Source organism: Hymenobacter duratus (genome assembly GCF_014698995.1).
Taxonomy (GTDB): Bacteria; Bacteroidota; Bacteroidia; order Cytophagales; family Hymenobacteraceae; genus Hymenobacter; species Hymenobacter duratus.
On record NZ_JACWZZ010000001.1, the window covers coordinates 1,638,478 to 1,655,337 of the forward strand.

General features: G+C 58.7%; 16 protein-coding genes. 10 read left to right on the forward strand and 6 right to left on the reverse strand.

The window, feature by feature from the left end; all coding sequences use genetic code 11:
- Positions 1 to 82: 82 nt before the first annotated feature.
- Both IC231_RS06835 and IC231_RS06840 read right to left on the reverse strand, forming a co-directional pair.
- The gene (locus IC231_RS06835) at positions 83 to 460 is read right to left on the reverse strand and encodes a four helix bundle protein (RefSeq protein ID WP_190783750.1); all 378 of its coding nucleotides are present in this window, start codon (positions 458 to 460) and stop codon (positions 83 to 85) included.
- 42 nt (positions 461 to 502) lie between these two features.
- Positions 503 to 2,284, reverse strand: a complete 1,782-nt coding sequence (locus tag IC231_RS06840; protein ID WP_190783751.1) for a methylmalonyl-CoA mutase family protein — start codon at positions 2,282 to 2,284, stop codon at positions 503 to 505.
- A gap of 219 nt (positions 2,285 to 2,503) precedes the next feature.
- Between IC231_RS06840 and IC231_RS06845 the strand changes: the two genes are divergently transcribed.
- From IC231_RS06845 to dnaA, 4 genes are all read left to right on the forward strand, one after another.
- The gene (locus IC231_RS06845; protein ID WP_190783752.1) at positions 2,504 to 3,742 is read left to right on the forward strand and encodes a porin family protein; all 1,239 of its coding nucleotides are present in this window, start codon (positions 2,504 to 2,506) and stop codon (positions 3,740 to 3,742) included.
- A gap of 174 nt (positions 3,743 to 3,916) precedes the next feature.
- Complete coding sequence (locus tag IC231_RS06850; protein WP_211538910.1) at positions 3,917 to 4,678, forward strand: 5'-nucleotidase C-terminal domain-containing protein; 762 nt, start codon at positions 3,917 to 3,919, stop codon at positions 4,676 to 4,678.
- 93 nt (positions 4,679 to 4,771) lie between these two features.
- Positions 4,772 to 5,698, forward strand: coding sequence for a bifunctional metallophosphatase/5'-nucleotidase (locus IC231_RS06855; RefSeq protein ID WP_190783753.1), 927 nt, complete (start codon positions 4,772 to 4,774; stop codon positions 5,696 to 5,698).
- Between the two features lie 154 nt (positions 5,699 to 5,852).
- The gene (gene dnaA, locus IC231_RS06860; RefSeq protein ID WP_190783754.1) at positions 5,853 to 7,346 is read left to right on the forward strand and encodes a chromosomal replication initiator protein DnaA; all 1,494 of its coding nucleotides are present in this window, start codon (positions 5,853 to 5,855) and stop codon (positions 7,344 to 7,346) included.
- Between the two features lie 71 nt (positions 7,347 to 7,417).
- On the opposite strand, the gene IC231_RS06865 is transcribed toward dnaA, so the two are convergent.
- Complete coding sequence (locus IC231_RS06865; RefSeq protein ID WP_185889085.1) at positions 7,418 to 7,906, reverse strand: hypothetical protein; 489 nt, start codon at positions 7,904 to 7,906, stop codon at positions 7,418 to 7,420.
- Positions 7,907 to 8,007: 101 nt separating this feature from the next.
- On the reverse strand, positions 8,008 to 8,436 hold the full coding sequence (locus IC231_RS06870; RefSeq protein ID WP_211538911.1) for an OsmC family peroxiredoxin: 429 nt from the start codon (positions 8,434 to 8,436) through the stop codon (positions 8,008 to 8,010).
- A 145-nt stretch (positions 8,437 to 8,581) separates the two neighbouring features.
- Between IC231_RS06870 and IC231_RS06875 the strand changes: the two genes are divergently transcribed.
- Genes IC231_RS06875 through IC231_RS06885 form a run of 3 tightly spaced genes read left to right on the forward strand, consistent with a single transcriptional unit; the run spans position 8,582 to position 10,983 of the window.
- Positions 8,582 to 10,084, forward strand: coding sequence for a GH3 auxin-responsive promoter family protein (locus IC231_RS06875; RefSeq protein ID WP_190783755.1), 1,503 nt, complete (start codon positions 8,582 to 8,584; stop codon positions 10,082 to 10,084).
- Between the two features lie 17 nt (positions 10,085 to 10,101).
- Positions 10,102 to 10,524 carry a hypothetical protein gene (locus IC231_RS06880; protein WP_190783756.1) on the forward strand — a complete coding sequence of 141 codons (423 nt, stop codon included), beginning with the start codon at positions 10,102 to 10,104 and terminating at the stop codon, positions 10,522 to 10,524.
- 6 nt (positions 10,525 to 10,530) lie between these two features.
- Entirely contained in the window at positions 10,531 to 10,983 is a 453-nt protein-coding gene (locus IC231_RS06885; protein ID WP_190783757.1) for a 3-oxoacyl-ACP synthase, read from the forward strand.
- 3 nt (positions 10,984 to 10,986) lie between these two features.
- Here IC231_RS06885 and IC231_RS06890 read toward each other — a convergent pair whose 3' ends face one another.
- On the reverse strand, positions 10,987 to 11,472 hold the full coding sequence (locus IC231_RS06890; RefSeq protein ID WP_190783758.1) for a hypothetical protein: 486 nt from the start codon (positions 11,470 to 11,472) through the stop codon (positions 10,987 to 10,989).
- A 168-nt stretch (positions 11,473 to 11,640) separates the two neighbouring features.
- On the opposite strand from IC231_RS06890, the gene IC231_RS06895 reads away from it, so the two are divergent.
- From IC231_RS06895 to IC231_RS06905, 3 genes are all read left to right on the forward strand, one after another.
- Positions 11,641 to 12,813: a 1-deoxy-D-xylulose-5-phosphate reductoisomerase gene (locus IC231_RS06895; protein ID WP_190783759.1), complete on the forward strand. Its 1,173-nt coding sequence runs from the start codon at positions 11,641 to 11,643 to the stop codon at positions 12,811 to 12,813.
- A gap of 103 nt (positions 12,814 to 12,916) precedes the next feature.
- A complete protein-coding gene (gene rseP / locus IC231_RS06900; protein ID WP_211538912.1) occupies positions 12,917 to 14,263 on the forward strand; it encodes an RIP metalloprotease RseP in 1,347 nt (448 codons plus the stop codon).
- Positions 14,264 to 14,369: 106 nt separating this feature from the next.
- Positions 14,370 to 14,876: a cupin domain-containing protein gene (locus IC231_RS06905; protein WP_190783760.1), complete on the forward strand. Its 507-nt coding sequence runs from the start codon at positions 14,370 to 14,372 to the stop codon at positions 14,874 to 14,876.
- A gap of 91 nt (positions 14,877 to 14,967) precedes the next feature.
- Here IC231_RS06905 and IC231_RS06910 read toward each other — a convergent pair whose 3' ends face one another.
- On the reverse strand, positions 14,968 to 16,695 hold the full coding sequence (locus IC231_RS06910) for a glucose-6-phosphate isomerase (protein ID WP_190783761.1): 1,728 nt from the start codon (positions 16,693 to 16,695) through the stop codon (positions 14,968 to 14,970).
- Between the last annotated feature and the right edge of the window lie 165 nt (positions 16,696 to 16,860).

Here is a 16,860-nt window from a genome sequence, read left to right on the forward strand (position 1 = left end):
CAGGTAACAGGTGACAAGTAACAGGTAAGAGGTATAGGTAATAGGAGAGTGAGGTGGTAGTAGCGAGGATAGCAGGGTTTGATTATTGCTTGGCTTGCAGGCTTCTGATAAGTCCGGTGAGGAGGCCGGCTATACGGTCTAGAGAGGTAACGGCGTGGTCGGTTTGTAAAGCATTAAGGTAGCCGAGACGTTCGGCAAGTAGCAGAATGGTGTCAAGTTCAGTGACGGAACCACGGGCAATAAACAGAAAGCGAGTAAACTCAGCGGCAGATTGCCGGCCGGCTCCTTCAGCTATGTTGAGCGTTACGGAAGTGGCCGCACGACGAAGCTGCGACGCTAATTCGTATCGCTCCTCAGGTGGAAAGGCCCGCGCCAGTTCGTAAGCCACCGGCACAAAGTCGAAAGCCAAACGCCAGCATTCCAGTCCGTAATGGGGCTTGCTGCGTCGTCCTGAGTTCATGCCAGTTTCCTGTTACCTGTCACCTTTCACCACCTCACTTCATTACTTCTTTCCCTGCAACCGGGCCAATACTTCCTCAGTGCTGTAGCCGTGCACGGTAAATTCCTTGAAGCCAAACACGCGCACAGCTTCCTGCATAGTGGCCAGGTCGGCGGTGAGCAGGGCCGGGGGCACGAACGGCACTTCGGTGGGCAGCTTGTAGAGGTAGCGCGACAGGCGGCCGAACTGCTCGGGCGTGGCGTACATCAGCGTGGCTTCTTCCGCCGACGAAAATAGCACCGACAGCGTGCCTTCGGGGTGCGACTCGCGCAAATCCGGCTGCTCCGTATCGGGCAGCAGCCGCAGGAAAGATTCTACGATCAGCTGATTGGTGTGCGAGCCCAGCAGCACCACCGCCGCGCGCTTCTTTTTCTTCTCGCGCCGCTCAAAATGCATGCTGGTAGCCAGGCGCAGCACTTCGGAAGGGTAGGTGGCCCGGGTAGAGTCGAACTCGCGGCTGCGTAGTAGCTTTTTGGGGTTGAAGTCGAACTGCTCCCGCACGTTCTGGAAACGGTTGGTGCCTACTACCACCTGCTCGCCGTTGGCAATGCGCCGGAACTGGGCCTGCGCCGCCTGATGCAGCTCCCGCAGCGCCAGCGACAACGTCGCCGGGAAGCCGCCTTCTGCTTCCAGCCGCTGAAACAGGGCCCAGGCCTCACGGGCCAGCTGGTCGGTGAGGGTTTCGAGGTAATAAGAGCCGGCGGCCGGGTCCGCTACGGTGCCGAGGCCGGCTTCTTCGCGTAGCAGCACCGAGAGGTTGCGCGCCAGCCGGTCCGAAAAATCGTTGGGTTCCTGAAACAGCGTATCGAAAGGGCGCACGCTCAGCACGTCGGCGCCGCCGAGCACGGCGCTCATGGCCTCCGTAGTTACGCGCAGCAGGTTGGTATGCGAATCGAGCGTGGTCTGGCTCCAGGAGGCAGTTTCGGCCAGTATGGGCACCTGCACCGCTTCGCTGGACAGGCCAAAGGCGTGGCCGAGCGTGGCCCACAGCCGCCGTAGCGCCCGCAGCTTGGCCAGCTCAAAGAAATAATTGGGGTTGATGGCCGTATGCACCCGCATGGCCGCTGCCACGTCGGCCACGGTCAGGTCGTCGGTGGGCAGCTCGCTGAGGTAGGTAGCGGCCGTTGCCAGCGCAAAGGCTATCTGCTGCGAAGCCGTAGCCCCACGGTTGCCGAAATAAGCAGAATCCAGCGTCAGGCCCCGGAAATCGGCCATGTCCCGGGTCAGGCGCAGCACTTCGCGCAACTCGCGCAACTGGCCCGGCAAATCGGGCATGTGGCAGGTAACGGGGTCGAACTGCAGAAAGCCGCTCAGCTCCGAGGTGCCGGTGGCCAGCAGGCTCCGTACCAGCTCGGCCGGCGCGGCCGTGATGCTGTAGCCGATATAAGTGTCGGAAAGCGGCAGGTGCTGATGCAGAAAACCGATATCGAAGGACGTGGTATCCGTCAGCACAAAGTGGGCGCCTTCCGCGCCGCGGGCCATGGCATCAGCTGCTCTCATGATGGCCTCGTGGCCGTTGCTGAGTGCCGGAACGTGGTAGGCCGGCACATTGCGCCAGCGGTTGCCGGGACCGGCGTGCAGCTGCGGAGCCGGTTGCTCGGCCAGCGCCGACAGGGCCTCCAGGTGGTAGAAAGGTTCCAGCGCAAAGCCGTCGGGCGTGTTCCAGCGTAGCGTGGCCGGGTCGGCGCCTTTCAGGTCCCGCTCGATACGGGCCTGCCAGGCGGCAGTAGTGACGGGTTCAAACTCTGAAAACGTAACGGGCGCGGAACGCGGCGTATCGGACATAACCTGGGCACTGGTGGAATAGGAAGAAACAGGCGTGCTAAAGATACCGGATCAGGCGGGAAAGGCGGTACCGCACGCCATAAAGCCGATCCGATTCCTTTTTTGTGCGGATAAGCCCTCTGAAGCGGCCGTAGCCGATAAAAGCAGCGGCCAGCGTTGTGCTCAAGCCGGGCCGGCTGGGTAACTTGCACCTTACTTTACACTCTTCTAGTTCTCTTTGTGCGTACGTTTATCTGCTTGCTGTCGGCACTTTGCCTGACAGCTCCGGCCGCGCTGGCCCAGTCCAATTTCAAGCCCGGCTATATCCTGCCACCCACCGGCGACACGCTGCGTGGCGAAGTCGATTATCGGAGCGAGCAGCGCAACCGCAAGCTGTGCCGTTTCCGCCCGGCCAGCAGCGGCACCGTTACCGAATACCAACCCAATCAGCTGCAAGGGTTCGGCTACAGTGGCGGCACCAGTTACCAGAGCCGGGAGCTGCCGGGTGCCCCCGCCGAAAAAGTGTTTCTGCAGGTGCTGGCGCTGGGCAATGCCTCGCTCTACCGCACCGTGCAGGCCGATGACCGGGAAGTGTATTATGCCGGCCGCGAAACCACCGGCCCGCTGCAGCTCCTGGTACAGCGCGACACAACCATGATGGTCTATAGCAAGGCCGTGGGCCGCGAAATCAACACGCTGGAACGGTCGTATCCGTTTCGGAGCAAGCTGGCAATGCTCATGGCCGACTGTCCGAAGGTGCAGGCCAGCATTGTGAATATGGAGCTGAAGGAGCAGCGGCTTCTGAAGCTTTTCTCGGAGTACAACGCCTGCGCCGGTGGCAGCGCGCCGCAGTACGTGGTAGCTGAACGCCGCACGAAAATAAACTTCCTGGTGCTGGGAGGTATCTATCAGTCAAAACTGACGATGCGATACGACTTTTCGGATACGGAGTTGAAAGCAGCACGTAGTTCCATCTTTGGCGGGGGGCTGATAGTACATCCTAGTTTTTTTCATCACAAGCTGTCAGCCGCGCTAGAGGCTCTCTATGTTAAGCAGACGTATGAGAAAACTTATCAGGGGTTGGTAACCAGCGGCTTGCTCACAGGTCAGATGGTACCAAGATATGCTGTTGTTAACCTGACTTCCATCCGGTTGCCGTTACTAATGCGCTACACGATTCTGCAAGGTGGTGTGCGGCCTTATATACAAGCCGGAGCAGTAGTGAGTTTCCAGACGCAGGGTGATGCTCGGTTAGAGACAGAAATACCCCGCTTCGGTACTGACAGGCGAGAATTTTCAGTTCGTACTACTTTTTTTGGTGGCCTGTTGGGAGCCGGCATATCAATTCCGACTGGTAGCGTAGGCAGCATGCAGCTGGAAGCTCGCGCCGAATTATACGACGGAACATCAGAATCAGTAGAAACGCTTTCCGGCGTGAGAGGCATTTCCTTGCTGGCCGGCTACACGTTCGGGAAATAGCGCAAAAGCTTTCTGAATCCTATGTCGGCTGCTGCGGGCCGGGCATCGTCAGCGGTTCCGGTTTGCCGGAAGCCGGGCGGGGCCCGGCCCGTTCTGCAGAGGCTGCGGTGGAGCGGCCGGGCCAAATAGTCGGGCGAGTGGAGTACCTTTGTGGTCCGCTTCTCACCTATTCTGATGCAACTCCCTCAATTCCGGATGGCCGCGCTTAGCCTGCTGGCGGCGGTAGCTCTGTTTCCTGCCTGCCAGCGTGCCACCTACGTTGCCAAGCCCCAGCTGGCCCCCGCTACGGCCCAGCCGGTAGGCAAAGACTTGGCCGATGATGCCATGGCTGCGGCCACTATTGCCCCGTACCGTCAGCGCGTTACGGAGCAGATGGCCGCCGTGCTGGGCACGGCTCCCGTGGCCATTACCAAAAATTCCGGTGAGTCGCCGCTGGCGAATTTTGTAGCTGACCTGCAGCGCAGCCGCGCCAGCCGCGAAACCGGCCAGCCCATCGATTTGGGCGTGATGACCAACGGAGGGCTTCGTTCCCCGCTGCCGGCCGGCTCCATCACCATGGGCTCGGTGTTTGAGCTGATGCCGTTTGAGAATGAGCTCGTGATACTGGAAGTGTCCGGTGCCGTGGTGCAGCAGCTCTTCGAGTATGCGGCCCGCGTGAAAATGCCCATCTCGGGCGCTACCTATGTCGCCTCGCCGGAAGGCAGGCCCACCGATATCCGCATCAACGGGCAGCAGTTCAACCCTGCCCAGGACCGGATGTACACCATTGCCATCAGCGACTACCTGGCCGGTGGCGGCGACCAACTGACGTTCTTCAAGAATAGCAAGCCCCGCAGCACCGGTGTGCTGCTGCGCAACGCCATTGCCGACCACATCCGGGAGCTGACAGCCGCCGGCCGGCCCGTGGAGGCGAAGGTAGATGGGCGCGTGAAGTAGCCTGACAGAGCCGCTGAACAATCAGATTTTCAGGTGGCTTGTTCTGTTGCCGCCGCATTACTCACAGTTACTCACTTAGCTACTTTCAACGAAGTGAACCGTCGCGACTTCATCAAACACACTGGCGTAGGCGCCGCCGGCCTGGGTATTCTGGGTCTGGGGAGCCTGCCTGCCGCCGCCGAAGCAAAAGCCGACCGGCTGGTGATTCTGCATACCAACGACATGCACTCCCGCATCGAGCCGTTTCCGGACAACGCGGCGCAATGGGCCGGCATGGGCGGTATGGCGCACCGCGCGGCCCTCATCAAGCAGATTCGGGCACAGGAGCCGCACGTGCTGCTCCTCGACTCCGGCGACATCTGGCAGGGCACGCCGTATTTCAACTTCTTCATGGGGGAACTGGAATACAAGCTTATGACCCAGATGGCGTACGATGCCAGTACCCTCGGCAACCACGATTTCGACAATGGCTTGGAGGGCCTGCAGAAGCAGCTTCCCCACGCCGGTTTCCCCTTCCTGATTGCCAACTACGATTTTTCGGACACCATCCTGGCCGGGAAGTTTCAGCCGTACAAGGTATTTGAGAAAGCCGGGCACCGCATCGGCGTGTTTGGCATCGGCATTGAAATGGCCGGGCTGGTATCCGACAAAAACTTTGGGGCTACCAAATACCTCGACCCCATAGCGGTAGCCAAAGACATGGTGGCCAAGCTGCGCGGTCCGGAAAAGTGTGACCTGGTTATTTGTCTGTCGCACCTGGGCTACAAATACGAAAGCGCCAAGCTCGACGACTTCAAGCTGGCCGCCGGCGCCCCCGGCATCGACCTGATACTGGGCGGCCACACCCATACCTTCCTGCCAAAACCGGATGTGGTAGCGGGCCCGAACGGCCACCAGACCCTCATCAATCAGGTGGGCTGGTCGGGTATCAACCTCGGCCGTCTCGACTACGCATTTGAGCGCGGCACCCGCCGTCCGAGCGTGGCGGCGGCCTCCGTAGTGCCCGTTCGGGTAGCCTGATAAAAGCGGGACAAATACAAGGGGCAAAACGGTTTTTTCTCTCCTGACTTTTCCACATTTTTGTCTCCCTTTGGAAAAAACGGGCTCTGCCAGAGCCCGTTCGCGCCTCTTCTATCCTGCATACACACCTCTCGATTTCGTAACTAACTGATTGATGCTGAAGGATTGCCGTACAGTCTGGGCGAATTGCCTTCGCGTCATCAAAGCGAATATTGGTGAGCAGAGCTTCAGGACATGGTTCATGCCCATTGTGCCTGTGCACCTGCAGAATAACGTGCTCATCATTCAGGTGCCGAGCACGTATTTCTACGAATTTCTGGAGGAGCACTACGTAGAGGAGCTCAAACGCGCCATCCATCAGGAACTGGGCCCCGACGGGCGGCTGGAATACAGCATCGTGGTGGACCAGGGCAACAGCCAGAACCAGCCGCGCACGCTCAACCTGCCTACGGCCCGCAAGGCCGCGGCCCCGGCAGCCGTGGCTACGCCCGCCGCCGCGCTGGCCACTGGCCCCATGTCGTCGTCGGCGCGGCACATGGCTGGAGCCGCGGCAGCGCCGGCGCCTACGGGCATGCTGCGCAACCCCTTCGAGGCTAGCAAAGCTATTGACCGGAACTACCTGCACTCGCAACTGAATGGCAGCTACACCTTCGAAAACTACATTGAAGGTGACTGTAACCGGCTGGCGCGCTCGGCGGGCCTTGCCGTGGCCAACAAGCCCGGCACCACTAGCTTCAACCCATTGATGGTGTACGGCGGCGTGGGCCTGGGCAAAACCCACCTAGTGCAGGCCATCGGCAACCACATCAAAGCCAGCAACTCCGACAAATTCGTGCTCTACGTATCGGCGGAGAAGTTCACGAACCAGTTCATCGAAAGCCTGCGGGCCAACGCGGTGCAGGACTTTGCCAACTTCTACCTGCTGGTGGACATCCTGATTCTGGACGATGTGCAGTTTTTATCCGGCAAAGACAAAACGCAGGAGATGTTCTTCCACATCTTCAACCACCTGCATCAGGCTGGCAAGCAGATTGTGATGACTTCGGACCGGCCCCCGCGCGACTTGGTGGGCTTGGAGGACCGGCTGCTTTCCCGCTTCAAATGGGGCCTCACGGCTGACCTGCAAAGCCCGGACTTCGAGACGCGCATGGCTATCATCCAGAACAAGATGCAGCAGGATGGCATCGATATTCCACCGCAGGTGGTGGAGTATTTGGCCCATTCCGTGAACACTAACGTGCGCGAGCTGGAAGGCGTGCTGATTTCGCTCGTGGCGCAAAGCAGCCTCAACCGCCGCGAAATTGACCTGGAAATGGCCAAGCAGGCGTTGCGCCACATCATTGAGGAAGTAGAGGCGGAAGTCAACATCGACTTTATTCAGAAGACCTGCGCCGAGTATTTCAGTGTGCCCCTGGACCTGCTCAAAGCCAAAACCCGCAAGAAAGAAGTGGTAACGGCGCGCCAGGTTGCCATGTACTTCGCCAAGGAACACACTAGTCACTCGCTCAAAAGCATCGGACACCACTTCGGCGGCCGCGACCATAGCACCGTGATTCACTCGGTGCAAACGGTATCGGACCTGATTGACTCCGACAAGAGCTTCCGCGGCCAGATTGTGGAGCTGCGCAAGAAGTTCGCTGGCAAATAATTTCGTGCAAGCCCAATAAAAAAGCCTTCAACGCTACGTTGAAGGCTTTTTTATTGGGCTTGGGCTGAGGGCTAGGCTGGAGCCTGTGCATCAACCAGCGGAATCTGGTACTTGATAGCGAAGGTGCGCAGCTGCTCCATGAGTTGGCGCTTGCGCTTGCGGCCGCGCACTTCGCGTAGGCTTAGGGCATACGTGCCGTCGTCCTTAGTGTGCACTCGCACTTGGCGAGGAGCCATTTCCAGCCGCGTGATACTTTCGGCAGCGAATACCTGCTTGGGCCGGAACAGACCAGCTTTGTGTACGATGTAGCCCGGCGTGAACTCCAAGTAGCTCTGCGTCCCGAAAACCGGCGCGTTGTGCACCAGTACGTAGCCCAGATACACCACACTGAAAATCAGGAACACGTAATGCAGAAAGTGCATGTCGTTCAGGCCGCTGTCGGTGAAAATCAGGGCTAGGGTGTAGACAATCCAGATGGTGCCGATGAAAATCTGCCCCCAGAAAGGAATGCGCGACGTATTGGCGGGTTGAAGACGAATGCGGGTAGAGTTGGCAGGCATAGCGGCAGTAATGGTCGCAACAAAAGGCAAAGAAAGCGAAAAACCGGCAACGCACACGGCGCGGCCGGTTTTTGCTGCTGGCATGAAGCAATGACTATGCGCTACTTCAGCGTAGCCGAAGTCAACTCCATTTCCGGTACCGCCTTTAGTAGCACCGAAATCGGACAGTTTTCCTTAGCTTTCTCAGCGTATTGCTGAAACTCTTCCTGCGACACACCTTCTACTTCGCCTTCCGTCGTCAGGGCAATTTTCACCACTTTGGGTGCTTCTCCCGAGGTATCCAGCGTCACTTTCGATTCGGTGCGAATCTGTTTCACCTGTTTACCATCCTTCGTTAGGATACTGGTCAGGAACATGGTGTAGCAGCCGGCGTGGGCCGCGCCGATAAGTTCTTCGGGGTTGGTGCCCTTCTGGCCCTCAAACCGGGCGCCTACCGAGTAAGGCGCTTTCACGGTGCCGCTCTGCGTTGAAATTTCGCCGCTGCCTTTGATGTCGCCGTTCCAAACGGCATTGCCACGTTGGTTGATCATGGGTGAAGTAGTGAGGTGAATAGTTATCTGGCTATACCATAAGTCAGCTTGCTATGTTACGCACAGACGAGGTAGGGATTGCTGTGAGCGACGCATACGCCAATAGCGGCTACATTTACCGACCCACAACTCCGCTTCCTACCGCATGGGTCTGAAATCTGTTCTGAGCCGGCCGCTGGCCGCTTACATTGCCCGCCAGTACGCCCGCTGGCAACATGACCCCATTGGCACGCAGCAACAGGTGCTACAAGAGCTGCTGAAGCAAGGTGCCCGCACTGCCTTTGGCCGCGACCATAGCCTAGCCGGCGCCCGCACCGCCCAAGATCTGGCCCGCTTGGTTCCGGTGCGCGACTACGAGGCACTGAGCCCGTATTTCAACCGCGTAAAAGCCGGCGAGGCCGATGTGCTATGGCCGGGCAAGCCGTTGTATCTGGCCAAAACCAGCGGCACCACGAGCGGCGCCAAGTACATTCCCATCACCCAGGACAGCATCCCGAACCACATCAACGGCGCCCGCGACGCGCTACTTCACTACGTACACCGCACCGGCAACAGCCGCTTTCTGGATGGCAAGCTGATTTTTTTGTCTGGTTCGCCAGAGCTGGAAACGGTAGCCGGAATTCATACGGGGCGGCTTTCGGGCATTGCCAACCACCACGTGCCGGCTTACCTGCGCCGCAACCAGCTGCCCAGCTACCAGACCAACATCATCGAAGACTGGGAAACCAAGCTGGACCGGATTGTGGAGGAAACCCTGCACCAGCCCATGACGCTGATTTCCGGGATTCCGCCGTGGGTGCAGATGTATTTCGACCGGATAGTGGCCCGCGCCGGCCGGCCGGTGGGGGAGGTGTTTCCGCAGTTCGACCTGTTCGTGTACGGCGGCGTCAACTTTGAGCCATACCGCAAGAAGCTGTTTGAAACCATCGGGCGGCCCGTGGATAGCGTAGAACTGTTTCCGGCTTCCGAAGGCTTTCTGGCGTTTCAGGACGAACCCGGCAACCCCGGTATGCTGCTACTGCTCAACGCCGGCATTTTCTACGAATTTGTTCCGGCGGAACGGTTTTTTGAGGAGAACCCGCCGCGCCTCACCTTGGCCGAGGTGGAGCTGGATCAGCAGTATGCCCTAGTGCTTACTTCCAACGCGGGGCTGTGGGCCTACAGTATCGGCGACACGGTACGCTTCACCCAGAAATATCCGTTCCGCGTGGTGGTCACGGGCCGCATTAAACACTTCCTTTCGGCGTTTGGCGAGCATGTTATCGGTGAAGAAGTGGAGCAAACTCTGCGCGAAGCCATGCGCCAGCACCCCGAAGTGGAAGTGGTCGAATTCACGGTAGCCCCCCGCGTCAGCGACGACCCGGCCGTGCCGTCCCGCCACGAATGGCTCGTGGAGTTTGCCCAGCCACCCCACGACCTTGCTGCCTTTGCCGCCGCCCTCGATACTGGCCTGCGTCAGCGCAACACCTACTACGACGACCTATTGGCTGGCAACATTCTGGCGCCGCTGCAGCTTACACCGCTATCCGCCGGGGCTTTCCAGCGCTATATGAAGAGCCAGGGCAAGCTCGGTGGCCAGAACAAAGTGCCCCGTCTGAGCAATGACCGGAAGCTGGCCGAAGGGTTGCTGACCGTTAATCTTGTATAAATTAATTCACTAAATACATGTTTGTTCCTAAACTATACAGAAACCAACATCTGGTTTTAGGTGAGTCTTATAACTCACCTAGTGTGAATCAATTCCCCGATGTTGAGCAAATAGCTGTCAGAACTAACCTTGCAAAAGATGATGTAATGCAAGCCGCTTACTTATTAAAAGGTAAAGGCTATGTTCATGTAAATAGGGATAAAAAACCGTTCATAGTTGCATGTTCGCCCGAAGGGGCTCAAGCTTACCTACAAAAGAAGCTACTGGAAGAAGGCAAAGAGAAAGGAAAAGCGGAGTTATTAAGATGGATACAGATAATGGGTATAGTTACAGCATCTTTTATAGGTCTAGCCACTTTCGTGAATAATTTGATTAAAACAGATGATAATGCAGCTAGAATAAAGGTATTAGAGTTGAAAGTACATTCGATGCGAGAGTAGCCATATATGACTGTAGTTAAACCCCAACTCCACGCCGCCTGCCTCGCCTACGTGCAGGAGCGCATTGATGCCTGCCAGGCGGCTATTCAGGCGGCGCAGGAATCGGCGAACAGCGAAACCAAGAGCAGCGCCGGCGACAAATACGAAACCGGCCGCGCCATGGCCCAGAACGAGCGGGACCGGAACACTGTGCAACTGCGGCAGGCACAGCAGCTACAAGGCGAGCTGCAGCGTATCAATCCCGAAACGCCCTGCGACACAGTGCGGCCTGGGGCGCTGGTCCATACCAGCATGGGCGTGTTCTACCTCGGAATCAGTGCCGGCAAGCTCACCGTGGAAGAGCAGGATTACTTTGCCGTATCGGCGGCGGCACCGGTAGCGGCAGCTCTGGCCGGCAAGCGGGCCGGGGAGGAAGCCCTATTCAACGGCAAGCAAGTCCGCGTACTGACCGTGGAGTAGGCGCTACAGCCGGGGCAGTAGGTTCGGCAGGCCCCGAATATTGAGGCGGGCAAAACTGCGGACCCGCTCGAAACGGGCACTGGCTTCCTCTAACTCTTCGTCCTTGTCGAGCTTGCTGGGACGGTGCGTATCGAGAAGCTCAAACACGGTGGCCGCAATGTCCATGTAGCCCAGAATCATCAGCAACAGCTGTTTTTTCTCGTCTTCCTCGTAGTTTTTGAGGCGCACGGCCTTCACCAAACTATCGAGCTGCGTGGTTTCATCCACGAACAGGTCGCGCAGTACGGCGCGGTGCTGCTGATACTCAAACAGCTGTTGCGGCTCTAGGCTGGCGGCCGAAAACGGAAACGTAGTGGTGAAAGCCGTAGCCGTGCGGAATTCCTTTTCGGCCGCATAAATGGTGTGCAGATGCTTCTGCAGGCTGGCCCACAAACCAGTACGGGCTTTGTCGAAGGCAGCGGAAGAAGCGGCGGGAACGGGGCTGGACACAGTAGAAAAGAATTGCTGAAACCACAAAGTACGCGGTTTTGGAGCCGTGTGGACAATCTGGCCAGTGCCGCGCCGCGAAATAGGGCTGTGCATGGCAGGAAGCCGAACTTCACCGTACTTTTGCTCTTCACCGCCGAGTTATTTCCGCCCTGGTTCTTTTCATTCTGCATGCCCTCCGAATTCCCCAAACGCGTCACGCTGCTCGGTTCTACCGGTTCCATTGGCACCCAGGCGCTTGATGTTGTCCGCAGCCAGCCGGGCCGTTTCACTGTCACGGCGCTGTCGGCGCAGTCCAATGCGGCGCTGCTGGTGCAGCAGGCCCGCGAGTTCCGGCCCGCGGCCGTGGTCATCGGCGACGAGGCCAAGTATGAAACCGTGAAAGCCGCGCTGGCCGGGCAGCCCGAAACCGAAGTGCTGGCCGGTGCCGCGGCCCTGGCCGACGTAGCCGGCCGCCCCGACTCCGACATCGTGCTGACGGCTATGGTGGGCTACGCCGGGCTGCTGCCCACGGTGCGGGCCATTCGGGCTGGCAAAGACATTGCCCTGGCCAATAAAGAAACGCTGGTCGTGGCCGGTCAGCTCATCACCGATTTGGTGCGGCAGCACAACGTCAGGCTGCTGCCCGTCGATTCGGAGCACTCGGCCATTTTTCAGTGCTTGGTGGGCGAGGAGCAGAATCCGATTGAGAAAATTGTCCTCACGGCATCTGGTGGGCCGTTCCGGGGCCGCAGCCGCGCGCAGCTAGCGGAAGTGACGAAGGCGCAGGCGCTCAAGCATCCCAACTGGGATATGGGCGCCAAAATCACCATCGACTCGGCCTCGCTGATGAATAAGGGCCTGGAAGTAATTGAAGCCAAGTGGCTGTTTGGGCTGCGCGACAACCAGATTGACGTGGTGGTGCATCCGCAGAGCATTATTCATTCGCTGGTGCAGTTTGAGGATGGCTCGTTGAAAGCCCAGCTCGGCCTGCCCGATATGAAATTGCCTATTCAGTACGCTCTCGGTTATCCGCAACGACTGTCCAACACCTTTCCGCGCTTCTCCTTTCTCGATTATCCGCAACTCACCTTCGAACAGCCCGACCTGAGCACCTTCCGTAATCTGGCGCTGGCTTTCGAGGCTATGAGCCAGTCCGGCAATGCGCCTTGCGTTCTGAATGCCGCCAATGAGGTAGCCGTAGCGGCTTTTCTGCGCGACGAAGTAGGTTTTCTGCAAATGTCGGAGGTGGTAGAAGAGTGCCTGAGCCGCGTTTCGTACCTTGCCAATCCGTCGCTCGACGACTATGTGCTAACTGACAAGGAGACACGTCGGGTAGCACAGGAACGGCTGGCGCGGTTGTAGCTGCTGCGTTTAGCATAACCCGGAGCGGCAGGCAAGGCAACCGTAGCGCCTGCTTCCCGCTCCTTATTCGCTTCTCATTACCTAATCACCTAATTACCTCCCTTTGGAAATCCTCATCATGGCCGGGCAAATGTTGCTGGGCCTTTCCATTTTGGTTGGTTTGCACGAGTTCGGACACTTTGCAACCGCCAAATATTTTAAAATCCGGGTCGATAAGTTTTACATCTTCTTCGACTTCCTGTTTCCGCTGCCCAACGTCCTCAATTTCGCGCTGCTGAAGAAGAAAATCGGCGAGACGGAATATGGCCTGGGCTGGTTTCCGCTGGGCGGCTACGTGGCCATCCACGGCATGATCGACGAAACTCAGGACGCCGACAGCCTCGCCGCTGAGCCGCAACCCAACGAGTTTCGGGCCAAACCAGCTTGGCAGCGCCTGATTGTGATGCTTGGTGGCATCATCATGAACGTCATCACCGGCATCATCATTTTCACGCTGCTCACCTACACGCAGGGCGAAAGCTATTTGCCGGCCTCAGAAGTGCGCTACGGCATTCTGCCGAATAAGCTGGGAGAGGAAATGGGTTTCCGCACCGGCGACAAAATCGTGAAAATCAACGGCCGGCCGTTCACCGAGTTCAACGAGGTGTATAATCCGGAGGTGATGATGGGCTCCAACTCGTTCTACACGGTAGAGCGCCAGGGCCAGCTCGTGGACGTGCCGGTGCCGGCCAACTTCATCGACCGACTTTCGGAGCAGGGCCAGCAGCGGTTTGTGCTGCCCCGTAACCCGTTTGCCGTGAAAACGGTGAATTCCGGCAGCCCCGCCGACAAAGGCGGCCTGATGCCCGACGACCGGATTGTGCAGCTCGACCAGAAAAAGGTAGAGTTCTTCCCCGAGTTTCAGCAGGATCTGCTGGCCAAGGCGGGCAAACCGGTAAAGCTGGTAGTAGAGCGCGCCGGCGCGCTGAAAACACTGGACATTACCGTAGACGAGGAAGGCAAGCTGGGCTTCTTCCCCAAGTCCTTGCTGCACGAGTCGGTGCGCCACTATTCGTTTGCGCAGTCCATTCCGGTAGGCACGAATAAGGCATTTGGCGTCATCACCAACCAGATTACCGCTTTCGGCAAGATTTTCAAAGGCGAAGCTTCCTTCCGCAAATCGGTAGGCGGCCCTTGGGAAATAGCGCAGCAGTACGGTCCCACCTGGGACTGGGTCTGGTTCTGGACCATGACCGGGATGCTGTCGATGGTGCTGGCCTTCATGAATCTGCTGCCTATTCCGGCGCTGGATGGCGGGCACGTTATTTTCCTGCTTTATGAAATGATAGCCGGCCGCAAGCCTTCGGATAAATTCCTGGAGAATGCGCAGAAGGTGGGCATGATGCTGCTTCTGTCGCTGATGGCTTTCGTGCTCATTATCAATCCGCTGCTGAAGAAAATCGGTATCTAGAGTTGCCGTCCCGAAGCCCGGCTGCCGCCCGCCATAGAGCAGGTTGCAGCCGGGCTTCTCGTTTTTTCGGAACTTGCGTCCACAATCCCCTCTTTCTTCCTATTCCATGAGTACTCTCGACGAGCAAAAAGCGCAGCTGTTTCAGCAGACGGAGCAGCAGCTTCGCCAGCAAGGCTTCAACATTGACAAGCAGGACCAGACGCGCCCCTGGGGCGGTTTTTTCGTGATTGACGAAAGTCAGGCCCAGGCCTTTGCTGATGCGTATTTCGATAATATGTCGGTAGATGAGCTGCGCATTTCGGGCAAGCTTAGTCCCAAAGTGCTGCTGGTAGCTCCCGAAAAGCGCCTTTCCTGGCAGTATCACCACCGCCGCGCCGAAATCTGGCGCGTAGTGCAGGGCCCCGTAGGCGTAGTGACCAGTTCTACTGATGAAGAGACGGAGGTGAAAACCTATCAGCCCGGCGAGCTGATTACGCTGCGGCAGGGTGAGCGGCACCGCCTCGTGGGCCTAGACAGTTGGGGCGTGCTGGCCGAAATCTGGCAGCACACAGACGCTACCAACCCCTCCGACGAAGACGATATCGTGCGGGTGCAGGACGACTTTGGGCGCTAGGCCAAGAAAGAATACTGACCTATAGAATGCCGGCAAAAGCAAAGGGCCTGACGATTCCGTCAGGCCCTTTGCTTTTTGTCTGTACCGGAGGCTACGCCAGTGCTTTCCGCAGGGCTGCCAGCAGCGTGGCTACGCCAGCTTCTTCGCCGGTTTGGCCAAGGTGTACGCGCAGCGTGCGGCGGTTGTAGTCGTGGAGGGCCTGCAGGTCGCCGGCGGCCTGGGCGTTCTGGAACGTGCCGAATGTGTAGGGGCGGCCAGGCAGCGGCAGGTCCTGGGCGTGGTCGGTGGTGAGCTGCAGAAACAGGCCGGTATCGGGGCCGCCTTTGTGGTACTGGCCCGTGGAGTGCAGGAAGCGCGGACCGTAGCCGGAGGCAGTGGCAATGTGCTTCTGCTGCTGCACCAGGGCGCGCAACTCATCCAACTCCTGGTTCACGGCTGGGGTTTCCTGCAGATACGCCTGAATGCAGAGGAAGTCATTGGCCTTGGCCTGCCCGAAGAAGTTGCGCAACACCTCCGTGGCATCAGCGCCCGACACGCTCGTGTAATAATCGAGGCCGTTTTCCTGCAGTACCGGTGTGCTGGTCTGGGGCAATGCGCCTTTTTCTACCACCACTTTCATCAGCTGGTCGGTGGCGGTTTTGGCCGCCTGCACGTTGGGCTGGTCAAACGGGTTGATTTCGAGCACGGCGCTGGCTACGGCCGTTGCCACTTCCCAGCGGAAAAACTCCTGCCCCAGGTCAAGTGCGTCGTGCAGCAGAATGGTGATGACGGGGTGCCCGGCGGCCTGCAGCGCGGCTACTTTGCGGCGGTTTTCCTCATCAGGCTGGTTCTCGTAGCCCACGTACACGAATACGCGGTCCGCGCCGTACACCTGCGGGCCGTTGAGCGGGTCGCCGGCCAGCGGCAGGATACCTTTGCCTTCCTTGCCGGTGCTTTCGGCCACCAGCTGCTCCAGCCACAAGCCAAAGTCGCTGAGGCCGGCGGGTACTACCAGCGTCAGTTTGTCGCGGCCCTGCTGGGCCAGCACACCCAGGGCCACGCCCAGCTCCAGGCCGGGGTTTCGCGCTACGGTACCTTCCGAGCCGGTGGCCTTCATCATGCCAATGGCGCGCTCCAACAGCGTTTTGATGTCAATGCCATACAGAGCGGCCGGCACCAGCCCGAAGTAGGAAAGGGCCGAGAAACGGCCGCCCACCTCGGCAAAATTCAGGAAGATGCGGCGGTAGCCTTCGGTGGTGGCCTGCGTCACGAACTTGGAGCCGGGGTCGGTGATGGCCACGAAGTTTTCGCCGGCTTTTTCGCCTTTCAGCTCTTTCAGGCGAGCATAGAAATAGTCGCCGAAGGCCAGCGGCTCGGCTGTAGTGCCCGATTTGCTGGCTACTACAAACAGCGTTTCGGCCAGTTGCACCGAGTCTTCGACTTCGCGCACAGTAGCCGGATTGGTGGTGTCCAGTACCGAAAGGGGCAACCCGTCTGCTGCTTTTTCAAAGGCCTGCTTGAACACAATCGGCGTCATGGTGCTGCCACCCATGCCCATCACAACCACGTGCTCGAAGCCGGCGGCTTTCACCTCCCGCACGAATTCCTCGATTTCAGAGACGCGGGGCAGCATGGTTTCGGCCACGCGGAGCCAGCCCATGAAGCTGCGCAGGCTTTGCTGAGCGGCTTCGTCCTGCACCCAAAGGTCAGCTTGTTTCTGCCAGAAGCCGGCGGTGAAGTTTTTGGCGTTGAATTCCTGCAGTTTAGCATCAACGGCAGCCTGGTAGGAGCCCTGGTGCATGGTCATGGCAGGAATGGAAGTAGGTGCGTCGGAGGCCATAGGTATAAAGGCGAAATTGGAGTGTCGGAAAACAGTGCAGTGGCGGGGCCGGCCCAACGTGGCCGGGCCAGGTGGGCACACCTGCTAGGCGCAAAGGTAAAGAAGCAGACTACTTTTGTGGCAGCCGGACCGGAGCCAGTGTCAGCGGCCGGGAATCTTCTGCCG

Excerpts from the sequence above, each read along its gene's own strand:
- IC231_RS06885 (WP_190783757.1), top strand. The coding sequence starts at position 10,531 with ATGACTGTAGTTAAACCCCAACTCCACGCCGCCTGCCTCGCCTACGTG.
- IC231_RS06880 (WP_190783756.1), top strand. The coding sequence starts at position 10,102 with ATGTTTGTTCCTAAACTATACAGAAACCAACATCTGGTTTTAGGTGAG.
- IC231_RS06910 (WP_190783761.1), bottom strand. The coding sequence starts at position 16,695 with ATGGCCTCCGACGCACCTACTTCCATTCCTGCCATGACCATGCACCAG.
- IC231_RS06905 (WP_190783760.1), top strand. The coding sequence starts at position 14,370 with ATGAGTACTCTCGACGAGCAAAAAGCGCAGCTGTTTCAGCAGACGGAG.
- IC231_RS06895 (WP_190783759.1), top strand. The coding sequence starts at position 11,641 with ATGCCCTCCGAATTCCCCAAACGCGTCACGCTGCTCGGTTCTACCGGT.
- IC231_RS06865 (WP_185889085.1), bottom strand. The coding sequence starts at position 7,906 with ATGCCTGCCAACTCTACCCGCATTCGTCTTCAACCCGCCAATACGTCG.
- IC231_RS06840 (WP_190783751.1), bottom strand. The coding sequence starts at position 2,284 with ATGTCCGATACGCCGCGTTCCGCGCCCGTTACGTTTTCAGAGTTTGAA.
- IC231_RS06850 (WP_211538910.1), top strand. The coding sequence starts at position 3,917 with ATGCAACTCCCTCAATTCCGGATGGCCGCGCTTAGCCTGCTGGCGGCG.
- dnaA (WP_190783754.1), top strand. The coding sequence starts at position 5,853 with ATGCTGAAGGATTGCCGTACAGTCTGGGCGAATTGCCTTCGCGTCATC.
- IC231_RS06870 (WP_211538911.1), bottom strand. The coding sequence starts at position 8,436 with ATGATCAACCAACGTGGCAATGCCGTTTGGAACGGCGACATCAAAGGC.
- IC231_RS06835 (WP_190783750.1), bottom strand. The coding sequence starts at position 460 with ATGAACTCAGGACGACGCAGCAAGCCCCATTACGGACTGGAATGCTGG.
- IC231_RS06875 (WP_190783755.1), top strand. The coding sequence starts at position 8,582 with ATGGGTCTGAAATCTGTTCTGAGCCGGCCGCTGGCCGCTTACATTGCC.